The sequence below is a fragment of the Brevibacillus jepli genome (genome assembly GCF_047229145.1).
Taxonomy (GTDB): domain Bacteria; phylum Bacillota; class Bacilli; order Brevibacillales; family Brevibacillaceae; genus Brevibacillus.
The window spans coordinates 119,207-139,856 of the sequence record NZ_JBFEFW010000002.1 but is presented as its reverse complement, the minus strand read 5'-3'; the positions used below and the strand labels follow the sequence as shown (position 1 = coordinate 139,856).

General features: G+C 45.4%; 7 protein-coding genes. 6 read left to right on the top strand and 1 reads right to left on the bottom strand.

Annotated features, from left to right (window positions below; genetic code table 11):
* Positions 1 to 80 precede the first annotated feature (80 nt).
* Positions 81 to 2,195, bottom strand: coding sequence for a hypothetical protein (locus AB1L17_RS02690; protein WP_412843990.1), 2,115 nt, complete (start codon positions 2,193 to 2,195; stop codon positions 81 to 83).
* A gap of 142 nt (positions 2,196 to 2,337) precedes the next feature.
* On the opposite strand from AB1L17_RS02690, the gene AB1L17_RS02685 reads away from it, so the two are divergent.
* The 6 genes from AB1L17_RS02685 to AB1L17_RS02660 all read left to right on the top strand — a co-directional run bounded on the left by AB1L17_RS02685 (position 2,338) and on the right by AB1L17_RS02660 (position 20,546).
* Positions 2,338 to 2,754: a MarR family winged helix-turn-helix transcriptional regulator gene (locus AB1L17_RS02685; RefSeq protein WP_412843989.1), complete on the top strand. Its 417-nt coding sequence runs from the start codon at positions 2,338 to 2,340 to the stop codon at positions 2,752 to 2,754.
* A 3-nt stretch (positions 2,755 to 2,757) separates the two neighbouring features.
* Positions 2,758 to 3,948 (top strand): MFS transporter, encoded by a 1,191-nt coding sequence (locus AB1L17_RS02680; RefSeq protein WP_412843988.1) that lies wholly within the window; start codon positions 2,758 to 2,760, stop codon positions 3,946 to 3,948.
* The gene (locus AB1L17_RS02675; RefSeq protein ID WP_412843987.1) at positions 3,911 to 4,330 is read left to right on the top strand and encodes a DinB family protein; all 420 of its coding nucleotides are present in this window, start codon (positions 3,911 to 3,913) and stop codon (positions 4,328 to 4,330) included. The genes AB1L17_RS02680 and AB1L17_RS02675 overlap by 38 nt, the downstream gene beginning before the upstream one ends.
* Before the next feature lie 165 nt (positions 4,331 to 4,495).
* Positions 4,496 to 5,644: an AI-2E family transporter gene (locus tag AB1L17_RS02670; RefSeq protein WP_412843986.1), complete on the top strand. Its 1,149-nt coding sequence runs from the start codon at positions 4,496 to 4,498 to the stop codon at positions 5,642 to 5,644.
* A gap of 759 nt (positions 5,645 to 6,403) precedes the next feature.
* Positions 6,404 to 9,682, top strand: coding sequence for a non-ribosomal peptide synthetase (locus AB1L17_RS02665; RefSeq protein WP_412843985.1), 3,279 nt, complete (start codon positions 6,404 to 6,406; stop codon positions 9,680 to 9,682).
* A gap of 94 nt (positions 9,683 to 9,776) precedes the next feature.
* Positions 9,777 to 20,546, top strand: a complete 10,770-nt coding sequence (locus tag AB1L17_RS02660; RefSeq protein WP_412843984.1) for a non-ribosomal peptide synthetase — start codon at positions 9,777 to 9,779, stop codon at positions 20,544 to 20,546.
* The last annotated feature ends 104 nt before the right edge of the window (positions 20,547 to 20,650 follow it).

The following is a 20,650-nucleotide window of genomic DNA, read 5'->3' as shown; positions in this document are numbered from 1 at the left end:
AGTCAAGCGGCAAGGAGAAGTGAAGTGCAATGAAAAAGCCGGTGGATTTCTATACCACCGACTGTCGCACAATTTACCTTTTAATTGGGGAGCGGAATACTATCCGCTTGTTTCGCTGCGATAACCGCAACTGCATTCGGCTCCAAATCGAACCAAAAGATTTGCTCGCCATCTGCCTTCTTTTGCGATGGCTTTTTCCCGTTGACAAAGACTTCCGAAGCTTTGGTTACCATGGAAAGGCCGGAAATTTTGCGCTTGCCATCATTATGCAGGAGAATAGAGCCATTTGGTGCATATTCCATTCTGACATGCGAGAGGGCGAGCCAATAATCCATGATTTCACGTACGGTCGTCAAATGCAATTTTCCTTGATCGCGCAGCGTGTTCATTCGCTTCAACAATCGGTCAAAATCGGGATGAATGATCCAGCTTCCTTTTGAATCTCGAAGGATAAAGCTCCCGCCTTGCTTTTTTGATGGAATTCTTGCCAAGTAAGTATGATTGATAAAAACACCACGATTTTGAATCAAACGCTGGAGGTTTTGCTCCCGATACAGATAAAGTGTATCCTCCGGAATGGTGGCAGCTGACCATGAATAAAACGGGCCAGTAACAGTTGGATGCGACCAATAGAGAGGGGTACGCAGAGCGTCGCCTTTTCCCGTTTGGTAGAGATCAAGGCCGTTATTTGGATTGGCGATATCTTCTGAGCTGTAATGCCAAAAATACGAGGTGCCGTATTTTTCCCACAGATGCGCCAAATAATTTGCAGTTTGATTGTCCAGAGCGTTAAAGCCAAAGCTGGATTTCAAATATCCATGATCAATCCATGTGCTGCTTTGAAAACGGTTCTGCATAAATTGGAGCGTATCTTCTGTTGTTTTCTGATAATGCCTCATTTCGTAGGGGAAGATCGTATGTAACCCAATATCATGACCGTACTGATTAAGGTCTTCCAAGAATTGAAGAAACTCAGGACTTTGCTCGATGGCCACATTCATAGGTGCTTGTGGATTGTAATACGGATTCGAGTAAAATACGCTCTTCGTCACAGGGATTCGGTGTTTCACAAACCCGCCGGTTGCTTGCGTAGCTGTCGTGATCTTCTCTGAGCCGAAATAAACGGCACGGTTCGTTTGCAGCGTTTGCTCATCTGCATGTTCTGTCCATACATGTGTCGCCAAGAATCCTGAAGGCTGACTCATAAATCGCGGCATGAGCTTTGGCTGATATCCGACGACCAGCGAGAATGAATTCGTCCGTTCATCATTTGCACGATATTCGGAAGCGTTACGTACTTTCCCTACTTGATTCGTAGCACCTTGCTGGACGTACTGGTGATCATTCATATGATCCAGGTTCAATAACAGCTGTTTTTGTGCTGTATGTAATTCGAGTGACGAAACGTTGGGGGCATGGTACAGAAAAGCAGTCTGTTTCCCTTGACCAAATTTCGCACCTTGTCGATCCAGCCAGTAAGAAGGTTGGAATTTCTGTGTGTCCACTTTCCTGTTCTTCCGGTATACTTCTGTCACTTTCGGCTTGAATTGCAGGACGAACGCTTCACGAAAAACCTTTGCTGCCCGCTTGTAGGTGGTGTTAACGGTAATGTCGATGGCAGGACTGTTTTTTTGTAGCTCGTATCGTGTTGTTACGACCGCACTGGGTGTATGGCCTGTCACTGTGATTGTAGAACCCGTTTCCGTTTCCAGCTGTTCTACCTTCACATCGTCCCATTTGCGCACCCAATGGCTTCCCCGTTTGATAAAAACGTTCCGATCGATCAGTTTTGTCGTGGGAGGAGAGAAAAAAACTTCGTTTCCACGAACGGCAGTCACTTTTGCCTGATGGACAAGCGGAGCATTCATTCTGCCACCAAACGATTCCGAGCGGATTTCGATAGCGGAGCCCGGTTGAAACGGCGGGCTTTGATCCAACGTTATCTTGTTGGTTCCTTTCGGCAGGGAGGGAGTCATCGCATTATAGATGGCGCCGTATTCAGCTTGGTACTGGATGGAGGACAGAATTTCGTTTTTGGCCAAATCAGTAATACAGACATCACCAGCATCGTTTACGCTAAACACATAATACGGGTTTGCAAACGAAGATTCCTTAGCAAGCGTCGGTACCGGAAAAAAAAGAATAAAGCAGAGTAACATGAAGATGTGCATTGCGGAAAACCTTTTAACCAGCATGATCTTCTCCTTTCACATTGCTGTATTAATAAGACGGATGTGAGTAGAAAAAGCCACAATTTGTAAATCTAAGGATTCTCAAACAAAACGAAAAGGGATATAATTAATTAAATTAATTAACTAAATGAGCAGAGGAGTTACTATGTACACATTCTTTTCGAAAATCATTTTCGTACGTCGACGTTATGACAATCAATTGCAAGAGGAGCTGCTCCCTTATGGAATTTCAGTAACGCAGTGGGGCTTAATGCGCTATCTCAAGAAAAATGGGACTGCTACTTTTAGTGATGTGGCGGATTATTGGCAGGTAGAGAAGCCAGCGATTACACCAATCGCGCAAAAATTAGCTGCAAGGGAATTGATCTTGATCTCATCCGGAACAGATAAGCGCCAAAAAATTATGTATTTGTCCGAATCAGGTGAAGCGTTGCACAAAAAAATCATGGAAACGACTGATCAGTTTTTAGAAGAAATAATGGAAGGGGTTACCGAAGAAGAGAGAGACGTAACAGAAAAAGCGCTGGAAAAAATACTGGTTAACTTAATGAAAAGAGGCTAGACAGTGAAAAAGGAAAAGCTTTGGACAAAAGAATTTATGATTGTATCTGTCATTAACTTTCTCCTTACGCTTATGTTTTTCTTACTCATGGTCACCATTGCATCGTACGCCAAAACAGAATTTAACGCTTCAACAAGCTTAGCCGGGCTGGTATCCAGTATCTTCATTATTGGGGCGTTAATTGGGCGTTTAGTCACAGGCAGGGCAATCAGTGAAATTGGCACGAAAAAAACACTGTGGATCGGTCTGGTATTTTTCGCTGTAACTTCATTATTGTACTTCGTGGTATCCCATATCAGCTTATTGCTGGTCAATCGTTTGCTGCAAGGAATTGCTGTTGGTATTGCCAGTACGGCAACAGGCACCATTATTGCACAAATCTTGCCAATGTCACGAAAGGGTGAAGGTATTGGCTACTATAGTTTAAGTGCGATTCTAGCTACAGCTGTAGGTCCGTTTCTCGGTATTATCCTCTTGCGGATGGAAAATGGCTTCACTTTGATCTTTACGATGAATGTGGTCCTATCCTTGATTTGCCTGGTGTTTTATGCCATTGCCAAAATAAACATACCAGTAAGCAGTTCTGGCGTTAAAAAGGAGACAAACGGTTCACTGATTTCCAAATTTATCGAACCGAAAGCCCTGCCGATTTCATTCATTGCCTTATTGATCGGCTTCAGCTACTCTGGTGTCCTATCCTTTTTATCCTTCTATGCAGAAGAAATCAATCTTGTTTCCGCATCCAGTTATTTTTTCTTAGTGTATGCGCTTGTCATTATTTTCTCGCGACCATATACAGGAAAGCTGATGGATGCACGTGGAGCGAACATCGTGACATACCCGAGCTTGGTACTATTTGCTCTTGGGATGCTGTTATTCAGCCAAGCAGCAACTGCCTGGACGCTGCTGTTATCGGCTGCATTGATTGGATTAGGCTTCGGAAACTTTAACTCTGTTGCCCAAACGGTAGCCGTGAAGGTAACGGAGCCGCATCGTTTTGGATTAGCAACCTCGACTTACTACATTTTGTATGATTTAGGTTTAGGGATCGGACCTTATGTACTCGGATTTATCGTCCCGTATACAGGATATCGCTCCATTTTCGTCGGGATGGTTGCCTTCATTCTGATCAGTATCCCTCTCTATTACTGGCTGCATGGAAAACGAGATCGGGAATTGTTACAAGCAGCTTGAATTCAAGCAAGGAGGAAGAACTGTCAATCCACCTTTTATTCATGTAACAGATTCCGATATTTTGTCTACCCATCGATTGAAAAAAGTTTTGGCAGAGGAAGAGCCACTCTTGATTTCGTTTGATCAAGATGCTTGGGCGAATAACCTTGCATACGATCAGTTGGACCTTGAGCAATACCTACAATTATTTCAAATGCTCCGCTGTAGTATGCAGACGATTCTGGGTACTCTGACCAGCGATCAATACGAGCGTGTAGGGGTTTATGCAGATGCGGGCCGGTTCACCTTTAAAGAGCTGCTCGAATTCCGGGTAGAGCATGTTCGCGACCACCTTGCTCAGATCGAACGGGTACGGGATGCATATAAGCAAAGCTTGACATAACCAAACACCCGCTACACGGGTGTTTTTTGTTGGTCATTGGATGGTATTCAAGATATAATAGAAGCTTGGTGAGAATCTGCAGTGAGCCTGTGGACATACTAGTTGGAAAAGTTATGGATTAGCCCTTCACCTTAGAAATCACAATTGTTAGGAGTCTGTAAGCGGATGATGGATAGAATAAACTGGCCAGATATGAAGAAATACATCATGGTCGCGACTTACACCGTACTCTTGTTCGTTCTGTTCTGGAATTTTGCGGCTGTCAAGTTGTACGTCTATGAAATGTTTGATTTGTTAGATCCTGTTATTTATGGAATCGCCATTGCCTACATTCTCAATATTTTACTGAGATTTTATGAAGAAAGAGTATTTGCTCCCATCAATCGGCGAAACAATCGAATCTGGTTGAGAGTGCGACGTCCATTTTCGATTTTGTTGACATTAGCGACTGTTCTGGTATTTTTGACATTTTTGATGTGGTTTATTGTTCCTCAGTTAATCTCAAGTATTTCCGTGCTTGCCTTTAGTCTGCCGAATAATATGGAATCGTTAAAGGCTTTCGTGGATAGTATCGCAACGAAGTTTCATTTGTCTGGCGATCTGTGGAATACACTCGTCCAGAAGTGGAATGAGATTCTGACCAAATTTGGTCAGTTTTTCCTGACGTCGATCCCGGTGATTTTGGAATTCACGAAAATGTTCACGATCAGCTTTATCGATATCATCATGGGTCTGATGCTGTCCGTCTACTTGCTACTCAGTAAAGAAAAGTTAACGATGATCGCGAAAAAATTGGTGTATGCGTACACCTCCAAAGAGAGAGCGGACAAGGCTGTAGAAATCGGTGGAATTACGAACAAAGCATTCAGTGGTTTCATAGCCGGTCAGCTTACGGAGGCACTGATACTTGGTTCGCTCTGTTTCGTCGGTATGTGGATGTTCCAAATGCCATATGCACTTTTGGTAAGTGTCATCATTGGGGTAACGAGCATTATTCCGATCTTTGGTGCGTACATCGGGACGATTCCCAGTGCGTTTATCATCTTGATGGTTGATCCGATTAAAGCAATTTGGTTCGTCGTATTTATACTTGTTCTCCAACAAATTGAGGGCAACTTTATCTACCCGAAGGTCGTAGGGAATTCCATCGGATTAGCGGGCTTATGGGTCATGCTGGCCTTGTTGGTGGGTGGAAGTTTATTTGGTATCATGGGCATGTTGCTTGGTATTCCAGCTTTTGCCGTTGTGTATACATTGGTCAGAAGTGCTACGAACAAGCGCTTGCAGGATAAAAACATTGTTATCAAAGAATAAGGGCAAGGGCATATACCTCCTCAGTTGTTCTGACAAGGTATTTGTCATTGAGAGGGCTCACACTTTTTGTATGAAAACATAAAGTGTGGGCCTTTTTACGTCTTTGAAAACGTGCAGTCACGAAATGGTACTTGCCATAAATATAAATATGCCAAAGGTCCCTTTCGATGTGAAGAAGTTGTTTTGGTAGCGATCTAACACTTTTAACAAAAAATTCCTATTTTTTTCTGTACAGAATAATTCTCTCTGCTATAATGAATAACAGTTTGATCAACATGAGAATATCTATGCATAGCATATCGCTGACTTGGTTGAGCAATTTTTCATGAAGGGGAGATGTGTAAACGAACCAAGCAAATAGTGTGATCTGTTAGTATTCATTGCAGTAACCATGTCCTGGATCCATTAGGCTATAGAAAGAGACTTTTGTCCTGAAATCATTTGTACACAAACAGGGAATTATCCCCATTGTGAAAATTTGTAAAATCAAAGAGAATTTGAAGGTGAAAATGGATTCAAGACCATAGATATATAATACTGGGTGATAATTACAAAAAAGATACAAAATCCCACATATTTTGTTACATTCGCCCATTATACTTAATGTTGTTGATGAAGATACTTCCATTTTTGTACGTTTTCACCCATTTTATTTCAATTTCATAACCGCTTTTACCTTAACTGTCACTTGCTTGGCCATCGTATTGTATTGTCACACTTCATGATAGACAAAAGTTTTTCAATTATCGGAGGGGACATATGTTAAGAAATCAGGCCAATCTCATCGACTTGGAATGGGAAAAAGAACAGGTAGCCATTTTTAATCAGACAAAGGCTGCATATTCACAGGATAAGTCGATTCATCAGTTATTCGAGGAGCAAGCAGAAGCTGTACCACACCGGATTGCCATCGTTTATGAAAACGAGCGCTTAACCTACCAGGAACTCAATAAGAAAGCCAATCAATTAGCAAGAGCACTGATCAAAAAAGGGATTCAGACAGACAGCATTGTCGGTGTGATGATGGAAAAGTCCATCGAAACGGTTACAGCTATAATGGCCATCCTCAAGGCTGGCGGAGCGTATGTTCCCATCGACATCGAATATCCCCGGGATCGGATTCAATATATTTTGCAAGACAGTCAAACCAAAATCGTACTCACACAGAAGAACGTCCGCAATCTTGTTCATGACGTCGGGTACGGCGGGCAAGTAGTAGTACTGGAAGAAGAAAATGTCGATTCTCACTCAGATTCCAACCTTCACCTTCCAAGTAAGCCCACTGATCTTGCGTATGTGATTTATACCTCAGGCACAACTGGCAAGCCGAAAGGGACCATGTTGGAGCATAAAGGGATCGCGAATTTGCAATCATTCTTCAAAAATACGTTTGGCGTTTCACCTGAGGACAAAATTGGTCAATTTGCCAGCATGTCCTTCGACGCATCGGTATGGGAAATGTTCATGGCTTTGCTATCCGGTGCCAGCCTATACATTCTTTCCAAACATACGATTCATGATTTCATCACATTTGAAAATTATTTGAATGAAAATGAATTGACCATCATCACGTTACCGCCTACTTATTTAACTCACCTCAACCCAGATCATATCACTCCACTACGCATCATGATTACGGCAGGCTCAGCTGCCAACATTCCTCTAGTGAATAAATGGAAAAACAAAGTCAGGTACATCAATGCATACGGTCCAACGGAAACGAGCATTTGCGCGACGACATGGGAAGCTCCTTCCAATGAGCGCCATATCCAATCTGTTCCGATCGGAAAACCGATTCAAAATACATCCGTTTATATTGTCAATGAAGAGTTAAAGCTGCAGCCGATTGGCAGCGAAGGCGAATTGTGCATTGGCGGAGTAGGCTTGGCCAGAGGATATTGGAATCGACCAGATCTGACGGCAGAAAAATTCATAGATAATCCGTTCATACCAGGCGAGAAGATGTACAGAACAGGAGACCTAGCCAAATGGCTGCCGAATGGGGAAATCGAGTTTCTCGGCAGAATCGACCATCAAGTGAAAATTAGGGGTCATCGGATTGAGCTAGGAGAAATCGAGTCCGTTTTGCTGAAGCATGAACTAATCAAAGAGGCAGTAGTTATCGCCAGAGAAGATCAACATGCGGGGCCATATCTGTGCGCCTACTTTATTTCGGGACAGGAAGTAACACCTTCGCAGATCAGAGAATATACCGCACAAAAGCTTCCTGCGTACATGGTTCCTTCCTTTTTCGTGAAGCTGGATAAAATGCCACTCACACCAAATGACAAAATCGATCGCAAAGCATTGCCTGAACCTGATCTTGCTGTAAGCCCAAGTACAGCATACGAAGCTCCCAGAAATGAGACAGAATCCATCCTCGCTGCGATTTGGCAAGAGGTTTTGGGAATCGAGAAGATTGGTATTCGCGATAATTTTTACTCGCTCGGTGGTGATTCGATCCAAGCTATCCAGGTCAGTGCACGATTGCATTCCTACCAGCTGAGGCTAGAGACGAAAGATTTGCTGAAATACCCGACGATTGCGCAGGTTGCTCTCTTTGTCAAGAATACGACCAGAAAAAGCGATCAAGGCATCATCGCGGGGCCAGTACCTCTTACGCCGATTCAACAGTGGTTCTTTGAGCGGAACTTTACGAATATGTTCCATTGGAATCAATCGTATATGCTATATCGCGAACAGAGATTTGATCCTCACGCCATTCAGAAGGCACTGGATAAAATTCTCCAGCATCACGACGCGCTGCGTATGGTATATCAGCGCGAAAATGAAGAGATTGTGCAGCTTAATCGCGGTTTGGCTGAAGATTTATACCATTTCACTCGCTATGATCTGACCTCGCATACGGATGTTCAACCCGTGATAGAAGAAGAGACGAGACGCTTGCACAGCAGTATGAATCTACACGAAGGCCCGTTGGTTCAGGTAGCCCTGTTTCATACTTTCGATGGCGACCATTTGTTTATGGCCATCCATCATTTAGTAGTTGATGGCATCTCTTGGCGCATATTATTTGAGGATCTAGCAACAGCATACGCCCAGGTGCTAGCAGGGCAAGAGATAGTTCTGCCCGAAAAAACGGATTCTTTTAAAAATTGGTCAGAATGGCTAAACGAGTATGCAAATCAAGATGAGTTACGAAGAGAACTGCCCTATTGGGAGAATCTCGAATTGGAAGCTAGAACTGTCTCTCTTCCCAAAGACTATGAATCGATTGGTAGCAAACAAAAGAGTATACGAAACATACGAGTCGCATTGCCGGTAGTAGAGACCGAACAATTGTTGAAGCAAGCAAATCATGCATATCAAACCGAAATCAACGATTTGTTATTGGCAGCGTTGGGGCTTGCAATCGCAGAGTGGAGCAAGCTGGACCAAATCGTGATTAATTTAGAGGGGCATGGGCGCGAGGAAATTATCCAGCAGGCGAACGTTGCGAGAACAGTAGGTTGGTTTACGTCCCAATATCCGGTTTTGCTAGATTTGAGACAAATCAATCAGTTATCTGACCATATTAAGCTCACGAAAGAAAATTTGCGGAAGATACCGAATAAAGGCATTGGTTATGAAATCTTAAAGTATGCGACAGTACCGGAAAGACGTCGTTCCCTATCTTTTTCCCTGCAATCCGAAATTACGTTTAACTACTTGGGCCAATTTGACTCGGACATCAAAAATGAACTGTTTACTCGATCGCCTTATAGTTGTGGCAACACTCTCGGTGCGGACGGAAAGAACAACTTGAGTCCTGAGTCCGAAATTTATACCAACCTGAATATTACCGGATTGATTGAAGGTGGAGAGCTTCTCATCACCTTTTCCTATAGCGAGGAGCAGTATAGAGAAGAGACCATCCGTTGCTTGAGTGATAGCTATAAAAAGCACCTCCTGTCGATCATCACGCATTGCTCCCAGAAAAAAGAAGTAGAACGAACTCCAAGTGATTTTAGTCTGAAAGGACTCCAAATGGAGGAAATGGACGATATCTTCGAATTACTTACAAATACACTTAATTAGATAAGCATATACGAATATTTCGTGGGGCAATGCATTCTCTTAACTTACATTTTTATGCATTAATGACAAATAATGTTGATATCGAGGTGCCGTAATGAGTTTATTTAGCAAAGAACAGGTACAAGATATGTATTTGCTGACTCCCATGCAAGAAGGAATGCTATTTCATGCCTTGCTAGATGAAGAACACAACTCTCATCTTGTACAGATGTCCATTACGATTCAGGGTGATCTTGACGTTGGTTTGTTTACCAACAGCTTGGAAGTGCTGGTAGAGAGATATGATGTGTTCCGTACGTTATTTCTCCATGAAAAATTAAAGCAGCCTTTGCAGGTTGTTTTGAAGGAACGACCGATTCCCATCCAATTTCATGATTTGTCTGCATACAATGAGCAACAAAAGCAGCAGCAGTACGCACAATACAAGAGCGAAGATCAAGAGAAAACCTTTCATTTGGCGAAAGACCCATTAATGAGAGTCGCTATTTTCCAAATGACGAAGCATGACTACCAGATCATCTGGAGCTTTCATCACATTCTCATGGACGGTTGGTGCTTCAGCATTATTTTTGATGACCTTCTATCCGTCTATTTATCCTTGCAAAACAAGACTACGATCTCGCTTGAGCCGGTACAGCCATACAGTCACTTTATAAAATGGCTGGAAAAACAAGATAAACAGGCATCTCTCGCCTATTGGAGAGAATACCTCGAACACTATGAACAGCAGACTTCTTTACCGAAGACAGGGAAGCCATCTAGCAAAGCTTTTCAACCAGCTCAATATCGCTTTGTGCTGAACCGTACGCTTACGAAGCAGCTGCTAGCGATTGCCACTCAGAATCAAGTGACGTTGCCGACAGCGATTCAAACGATATGGGGGATTCTCCTCCAAAAATACAATTCATCCGATGATGTGCTATTCGGTTCCGTTGTCTCAGGGCGGCCAACAGAAATAGTAGGAATCGATAAAATGGTTGGGTTGTTTATCAATACGATCCCATTCCGTATTCAATCGAAAAAGGGTCAAACGTTTTCTGACCTATTACTGGATGTGCATCAAAGAACGCTGCAAACTCAGCCATATGAGCATGTGCCTTTGTACGATATTCAAAACGATTCGATCCTGAAGCAAGATTTGATCGATCACCTGATGGTTATTGAAAACTACCCGCTGGTGGAAGCATTGCAGAAAAAGGCAAGGGACCAGCAGGTTGGTTTTACAATTATCGATGTGGAGATGTTCGAGCCTACCAATTATGACATGACGGTCATGGTGATGCCCAAAGAAGAGATTGCTATGCGGTTTGATTATAATGCCGCACGCTTCGATGAAGAGGTCGTGCAAAAAATGGTCGGCCATATCAATCAGGTAGCGGCTTGCGTAGCAAACAATCCAAATGTCGACCTTCAGCAAATTACTTTGCTGACAGAATCTGAGAAACAACAGCTATTGGCTAAAAATCAAGAAACATCAGCTGCCTATCCTGCGAAAACGATTCACGAGCTCTTTTCGGAGCAGGTTGAAAAAACGCCCGATCAGGTTGCTATCGTATTCGGAGATCAGCACCTGACGTATCGGGAGCTCGAAGAAAAGTCCAATCAGCTCGCCAGATTTTTGCGCGCAAAAGGAATTGCAGCAGATAGTCTTGTCGGTACAATGATGGATCGTTCGATAGAGATGATTGTAGGAATCCTTGGGATATTGAAAGCCGGTGGCGCGTTCGTGCCGATTGATCCGGAGCTGCCTGAGGATAGGATTGTCTACATGCTCGACCACAGCGGAATACGATTAGTAGTGACTCAGCATCATCTGCTAGAGAAAGTCACGACTTCTACGGAAACGATAGACATCAACGCCTCAGCCATATGGGAAGAGAGCAATGCGTCTGTAGACACGATCAATCATCCTGATGACCTGTTCTATATCATCTATACTTCAGGAACAACGGGTAAACCAAAAGGCGTCATGCTTGAGCATAAGAACATGACAAATCTGATGCACTTTACGTTTTCCCACACCAATATCGATTTTCATGAAAAAGTGCTGCAGTATACCACATGCAGCTTTGATGTTTGCTATCAGGAAATTTTCTCCACACTGCTTTCCGGGGGACAGCTCTATCTCATCACGAATGAGATGAGACGTCATGTAGAAAAACTGTTCGCGTTTATCCAGGAAAAACAGATCAGCACTTTGTCCCTCCCTGTATCCTTTTTGAAATTTATCTTTAACGAAAAAGATTATGCGCAAAGCTTCCCGCGTTGCGTCAAGCACATCATCACTGCAGGGGAACAGCTCGTCGTCACTCATGAGCTGCAGAAGTATCTACGGAAGCATCACGTATTTTTACACAATCATTATGGACCGTCGGAGACACATGTAGTGACCACCTACACGATGGACCCGAGATCAGATATACCGGAGCTGCCTCCCATTGGTAAACCGATTAGCAATACAGGCATTTACATTCTGGATGAAGAGCTGCAGCTGAAACCGGCCGGGATTGTCGGGGAACTGTATATTTCCGGTGCGAATGTAGGAAGAGGATATTTACACAATCCAGAGCTGACCGCGGAGAAGTTTCTCGAGAATCCGTATCAGCCAGGTGAAAGAATGTATCGGACGGGTGACCTGGCCCGTTGGTTGCCGGATGGCAATATCGAGTTTTTGGGGCGGATCGACCATCAGGTAAAAATAAGGGGTCATCGCATCGAGCTGGGAGAGATCGAGTCACAATTGCTCAACCATTCCAGCATCAAGGAAGCCGTCGTCATCGACAGAACGGATGAGACAGGCGGAAAGTATTTGTGCGCCTATGTCGTTCTGCAAGCAGAGATCAGTAACGAAGAGCTGCGAGCCTACCTGTCGCGGACTCTGCCTGAATATATGATCCCGTCCTTTTTCGTGAACCTGGAGCGGATTCCGGTCACGCCAAACGGAAAAACAGACAGAAGAGCTTTGCCCATACCTGATGGAAATGCTTTTACGGGAACGGCTTATCTCGCCCCGACAACTGAACTGGAACAGAAAATGGCAGCGATTTGGGAAAACGTACTCGGCGTGTCACGGGTCGGCATTCAAGATAATTTTTTCACGCTGGGGGGCCATTCACTAAAAGCGATCCAACTTATTTCCCATATGCAAAAAGAATGCAAGACAGATGTTCCGCTGCGTGTATTGTTTGAGAGACCGACCATCCAAGCCATCGCAAAATATGTAGAAGGCGAAGAGGAAGGAACATATTCCGCTATTCCGCGAGTCCTGCCGCAAGAGTATTATCCTGTATCCTCTGCGCAAAAACGCATGCTCATCTTAAATCAGCTAGGCCCGGCTAGCACGGTTTACAATCTGCCTGTTGCGATGAGACTCGATGGGGAACTGGATGTGAAACAGCTGGAGCATGCCATCTCTTGCCTGGTGAATCGTCATGAATCGCTTCGCTCGTCTTTTCATACCATCAACGGCGAACCGGTACAACGTATCCACCAGGAATGCAAGCTGCCGATTACTTACATGGAATCGACAGAAGAGCAATTGAATCAGGTCATGATGGATTTCATGCAACCGTTTGATCTGGAAAGGGCTCCGTTATGCCGGGTTGGGCTAGTCAAACTAAGCGAGCAGCACCATGTCATGATGTTTGATTTGCACCATATCATCTCGGATGGTGTATCGTCCCAGATCATTTTGAATGACTTTGCTCATTTCTATCAAAACAATTCCTTGCCAGAGCAGCTCATTCAGTATAAAGACTTCGCAGTTTGGGAAAAAGGTCAGGCAGAGTCGAACGACTACCGAAAGCAGGAAGCGTATTGGACCAATCGATTCGCTGGTGAAATCCCCGTCTTGAACCTGCCTTTGGACTACGCTCGACCGTCTGTTCAAAGCTTTGAGGGCGAACGTTATCCATTCCGAACAGAAAAACAGCTACTGGATGGTTTGCAGCGAGTAGCGGCAGAGACAGGTACGACCCTCTACATGGTTCTGATGGCAGCCTATCATGTTTTACTCGCAAAATATTCTGGGCAAGAAGACATGGTTGTCGGAACGGTGACTGCCGGAAGAGCACATCCCGATACGGAAACCATCATGGGCATGTTCGTCAATACGCTCGCAATCAGAAATCAGCCGGTATTAACCAAAACGTTCAAGGAATTTTTACTTGAGGTGAAGGACAATACACTCGCTGCCTTTGAGAATGCAGAGTACCCGTTTGAGGAGCTCGTCGAAAAGCTGGCGGTCAATAGAAATCGAAGCCGCAATCCTTTGTTTGACACCTTGTTCATTTTGCAAAACATGGATACCGATCCAATCGAAATCGAAGGAATCACAGTAACGCCTTACGTGCCAGAAGGGAAAATGGCGAAATTCGATCTGTCTCTCGAAGCTACCGAAAATCAGTCGGGTCTTATCTTCTGCTTCGAATTTTGCACCAAGCTGTTCAAGCGAGAGACGATCGAAAGAATGTCGCAACATTACATCCAAATCTTGCAGGAAGTCATCCGGAACGCAGAGTTGGCTCTCTATCAGATGGAGATGCTAACCGAGCAAGAAAAGCAGGAATTGTTGGTCCATTTCAACGACACATACAAGCATGTTCAAGAGGAATCCACGCTTCCACAGCTATTTGAAGAGCAAGTGCTGAAAACGCCTGATCAAATTGCGCTCGTTTGCGGGGAAAAACGGTTGACCTATCAGGAGCTCAATAAGAGAGCCAATCAGCTTGCTCGCACATTACGGAAAAAAGGAGTGCAGGCTGACCAAAGCGTTGGCATTATGGCAACTCGTTCCTTGGAGATGGTGATAGGAATCCTTGCCATTCTCAAGGCTGGCGGAGCATATGTGCCCATCGATCCTGAATATCCGAATGATCGCATTGCTTATATGCTGGAAGATTGCGAAGCCCGTCTGGTGCTTACCCAAGAACAGCTTGGAACAAAGATTGCTGCTGGAGTGGAATGCCTGTATCTGGAGGATAAGAGTAACTATTCTCGTATAACCACAAACCTGGACCCGATTCATACGGCAACCAATCTGGCTTATATCATCTACACATCTGGTACAACGGGTAGGCCAAAAGGGGTCATGGTAGAGCACCGAGGTATTGTCAACAGTGTGACGTGGAACAAGGAAGAGTTTGCCTTGTCTGTCCATGACAGAGGCTTGCTGCCTCTTTCCTTTGCCTTTGATGGCTTTGTCCTTACCTTCTTTGCGCTGATAGTATCCGGTTCAACTGTTATCTTGACGAAGGATGAAGAAGCCAAAGATCCGATCGCGCTCAAAAACCTGATCACAGCGTGGAGTTGCAGCTACACGTTATGCGTGCCAAGTTTGTTCCAGGCGATTTTGGAATGCAGCACCCCGGAAGACATCAGTCCGATGAAAATGGCAGTGCTCGGGGGAGAAAAGCTATCTCCGAAGCTTGTAGAAATGTGCAAAGAGATGAATCCGCAGATGCTTGCTGTCAATGCGTACGGTCCGACAGAAAGCAGCGTCATCGCCACTTATCTGTGCGATACGCAGCCGGATGCTCCCATCACGATTGGGCGTCCAATAGCAAACACAAGCATATACATCGTGGATCATTCGCACCAGCTGCTACCAATCGGTGTAGTTGGAGAGATATGCATTGGCGGCCGCGGTGTGGCACGGGGATATTGGAAAAAACCAGAACTCACTCAGGAGAAGTTTGTTTCCAATCCATTTGAGCCAGGTAAACGCATGTACAAGACGGGAGATCTTGGCAGGTGGCTCCCTGACGGAACGATTGAATTCGCTGGACGCTTGGATGAACAGGTAAAAGTGAGAGGATATCGGATTGAGATCGGGGAGATAGAATCGGTTCTGCTCAGCTATGAAAACACAAATGAAGCGATTGTCGTTGCCCATCAGGATGGAAGCGGAGACGCGTATCTGACTGCCTATTTCACTGGGAAAGAAACCATCTCAGAAGTGGCGCTTCGAACACATCTATCCCAAGAGCTGCCAGCGTATATGGTACCTACCTATCTGGTTCAACTGGATGCTTTCCCGCTCACACCAAATGGCAAGCTCGATCGCAAAGCTCTGCCAATGCCTGAAGGAAAGCCTGCAACAGGGGCGGAGTATGTTGCACCAGCTAATGAGGTGGAAGTCACGCTGGTGAAGATTTGGGAGAACGTCCTCGGCCACTCAGGTATCGGGGTGATGGATAACTTTTTTGAGCTAGGCGGCCATTCCTTGAAAGCTATGACGGTCGTAGCGCATGTGCATCGGGAGTTTCAAATAGATCTGCCTTTGAAGCGCCTCTTTGATGCTCCGACGATTCGATCCTTGTCGCCATGGATTGAGCATAGCGAGAATGCATCAGATACATCGATTCAACCAGCAGAGCTACAAGATTACTATCCAGTATCGTCTGCCCAGCAGCGAATGTACGTGCTTCATCAGCTGGAAGGGGCAGGCATCAGCTACAATACGCCTGGCATGATCATGCTGGAAGGCAAGCTGGTTCGTGAGCAGTTGGCGAATGCGCTGCAAGCATTGGTAGACCGCCACGAGATCTGGAGAACGTCATTTGAAATGGTGGGAGATCAGCTCGTCCAAAAAATACACGACCGCGGGGAAGTGGAGATGGAGTATCGGACAGCAGAGGAACATCAGATCGATGAGATTTTCCATTCGTTCGTCCGTCCATTTGATCTTTCTGTTCCTCCGTTGATACGCATGGGCTTGGTGAAAATCTCGGATGAACGTCATCTTCTCCTTTATGACATGCATCATATTGCAGCAGATGCCTCATCCGTCACGATCATCTTCAATGAGCTGGCCGATTTGTACCAGGGCAGACACTTGCCAGCGCTGCGTATCCAATACAAGGATTTCTCTGTTTGGCAGAAGAGCTTGTTCGAGTCAGATGACTTCAAGTCACACGAAGATTATTGGCTTCAAGCGTTTGCGGGGAAGATTTCCACGGTGGAACTGCCAACAGATTTTCCACGACCATCTGTGAAAAGCTTTGAAGGTGACCATATCGCGCTTTCTACTGATCAATCACTGCTAGAAGCCTTGCACACGCTGGCTACAGAAACCAAAACGACGCTGTTTATGGTCTTGCTCGCCGCTTACAATGTGCTGCTATCGAAGTATTCGGGGCAGGATGACATCATTGTCGGAACACCGATCTCCGGCAAGACGCGCTCTGAGCTGGAACCGATTGTAGGAATGTTCGTCAATACGCTGGCAATCCGAAACAAACCGACAGGTCAAAAGACCTTTAAGGATTTTCTGATGGAAGTCAAGCAGAATGCCTTGGATGCTTATGATCATCAAGATTACCCGCTGGAGAGTCTGGTTGAAAACCTGGGCATTCAACGTGATCCGGGACGTAATCCACTGTTTGACACGATGTTCATTTTGCAAACCGACGAGCTGTACCAAAAAACGCTGGATCAATTAGTCTATCGCCATTATGAATCCAGCAGCGCGCTTGGCATATCGAAGTTCGACTTGTCTTTTCACCTGACTGAGCGTGAGACAGACCTGTTACTGCGACTGGAGTACAGCACCAAGCTGTTCAGAAGAGACACGGTAGACAGAATGGCGCGTCACTTCTTGCAAATTCTGCGAAACGTAATAGCTCATCCAGATAGGAAGCTTCAAGAGATTGAGATGCTGACGGCAGAAGAAAAGCAGTTGTTGCTGGTGGACTTTAATGATACGGACAGAGATTACCCGACAGGCAAAACCATCCAACAGCTCTTTGAAGAACTGGCAGCAAACACGCCTGATCAAACGGCGATTATATTCGAAGAAAAACATATGACCTACAAGGAACTGAATGAAAGAGCGAACCAGTTGGCCGTTGTTTTGCGCGAAAAAGGGGTAAAACCCGAGCAAATTGTCGTCATGCTGGTGGAGCGTTCACTGGAGATGGTCATTGCAACCCTGGCGATATTAAAAGCGGGCGGCGCCTTTTTACCCGTCGATCCTGAGTATCCCGAGGAAAGAATCCGTTACATGATGGAAGACAGTCAAGCGAAGCTGGTGGTTACTCATTCACACTTGATCCATAAGGTGTCCAGTCAGGCAGATATCATCGATCTTGGCGACGCTCGAAGCTATTCGCCACAAACAGAAAACTTGCTTTGCATGAACAAGCCGTCTGATCTGGCTTATATCATTTACACGTCCGGTACGACAGGCAATCCAAAGGGAGTCATGCTGGAACACAGTGGAGCAGCCAATCTGCAAGCCGTATTCACCAATCACCTTGGTGTAACACCACACGACAGAGCCGGGCACTTTGCCAGCATTTCTTTTGACGCATCGGTCTGGGATATGTTTATCGGATTGCTTACAGGTGCGCCTTTGTACATCATCTCCCGTGACACGATCAACGATTTTCGCAAATTTGAGGAATACGTCCGCCAGAACGAGATTACCATTCTCACTTTGCCGCCGACGTATGCCATTTATCTTGAGCCTGATCGTATGCCGTCTTTACGTATCCTGATTACAGCCGGATCGTCATCTTCCACCGCGTTGATAGAGCAGTGGAAAGAGAACGTGACCTATATCAATGGATATGGCCCAACAGAGAATACCGTTTGCGCGACACTCTGGAAAGCCGTGCCGGATGAACCAGTCGGACAGACGATTACCATTGGTAAACCCGTACAGAACACGAAGCTGTACATTGTGGATGAACAATCGCAATTGAAAACTGTGGGGCAGATAGGAGAATTGTGCATCAGCGGGGTGGCACTGGCCAGGGGATACTGGAATCGTCCAGAACTGACCGCAGAGAAATTCGTCGACAACCCGTTTGTGCCAGGAGAAAAGATGTACCGAACTGGTGACTTGGCTAGATGGCTTCCGGATGGAAATATCGAGTACCTCGGAAGAATCGATCATCAGGTGAAGATTCGCGGACACCGGGTAGAGCTGGGCGAAGTCGAGAGTGTTCTGTTGCGGTACGAGACGATAATAGAGGCCGCAGCTATCACACATACGGATGACCACGGGCAAGCTTTCCTGTGCGCTTACTATGTGGCAGATGGGGAAGCAACTCCAGCACAGCTGCGAGAATTTATGGGCAAAGAACTGCCAAACTATATGGTTCCAACCTTCTTTGTCCAGTTGGATAAGATGCCGTTGACACCGAATGACAAGATAGACCGCAAAGCATTGCCGAAGCCGAGCCAGGAGAAGAATGCAGGACGAGAATATGAAGCTCCACAAAACGAACTCGAACAACTACTGGCAACGATCTGGGCAGAGGTTTTGGGAATCAAGCAAGTCGGAATGAAAGACAATTTCTTTGAACTAGGCGGAGATTCCATCAAAGCGATTCAAGTATCCACGCGCCTTCACGCATCAGGCTGGACGCTTGCGATGAAGGAACTGTTCCAATATCCGTCTATCGAACTTGTCGCCGCCCATGTAACGCCAAACATCAGAGAAAGTGACCAGGGAGTCGTAGAAGGCGAGATTGGTTTGACTCCTATCCAAAAGTGGTTCTATGAGCAGAATTTCACTGATCGTCACCACTGGAATCAGGCTGTCATGCTGTTCCGAGAAGAAGGCTTCGATGGAGGACTTGTTCAGCAAGCCTTCCATAAAATCATCGAGCATCACGATGCGCTGCGCATGGTATACAAACACGAAAATGGGACCATCACCCAAATCAATCGAGGGCTTACAGATGAACGATTCCGTTTCCACTCATTTGATTTGACGGAACATCCAAATAGCGCAGCTCACATTTTGGAATTGGCTGATCTCATCCAAAGCAATATCGATTTGGAACAAGGACCGCTCGTCCATCTGGGCCTCTTCTCAACCAAAGAAGGCGATCATTTACTCATTGCAATTCACCATTTAGTAGTGGATGGCGTCTCGTGGCGAATCTTGTTTGAGGATTTTTCTACAGCCTATACACAGGCTCAGCGTAATCAAGAGATCGTCTTGCCGAAGAAGACGGATTCATTCAAGGCTTGGTCGTCCCAAATGCATACCTACGCAGAGAGTGACGAGCTTTTGCGAGAGGTTGCTTATTGGCACAACCTGGAGAGAACGACCTCGCAAGCAGCGTTGCCTACCGATTTTGTCACAGCAGATCGTAAGCAAAAGCATACGCGTACTGTAAAGGTTGAGTTGACAGCTCCGGAAACAGAAAATCTTCTACGTCACGTTCATCATGCCTATCACACAGAGATGAATGATCTATTGTTGACGGCCTTGGGATTAACCGTGAAAGAATGGGCGAATACCAGCTGCGCTGTCATCAATCTGGAAGGTCACGGACGCGAAGACATCCAGAATGAAATGAATGTGACGAGAACAATTGGGTGGTTTACTTCTCAGTTCCCGGTCGTGCTTGATATGGAGAAGTCGCAGGACTTGGCATACCAAATCAAGCAAATCAAAGAGAGCTTGCGCCGGATTCCGAAAAAAGGAATTGGCTACGAGATTTTACGCACGATGACGAAAGGTAAGACCGAACCAACCTTGTCATTTACCTTACAGCCGGAAATCAGCTTTAACTATCTCGGACAATTTGATTCGGATGTGAAATCGGGCGGCTATTCATTCTCACCACTCGGGACAGGACAGTTGTTCAGCCCGCAATCGGAAAGAGTGTTCCTCCTGGACATCTCCGGCATGATCGAGGATGGAAAGCTCCAGATCAGCTTTGGATACAATAGTCTCCAGTACAAGGAAGAAACCATTACTCGCTTGGCAGACAGCTACCGGAATCACTTGCTTGCCATCATAGCCCATTGCCTGTCAAAAGAAGAAGGGGAGTTGACCCCGAGCGACCTGGGGGATGACGACCTTTCTATGGAAGAATTGGAGAACATACTGGAATTGATTTAATCAGGCGAAATTAGAAATGCTTTTCCTCCAATAAAAGCTGTGCATGACGCGTTTTTATTGGAGGAACCCTCTTTGAATCGAAAAAACTTTAGTTGAGGTGCGAA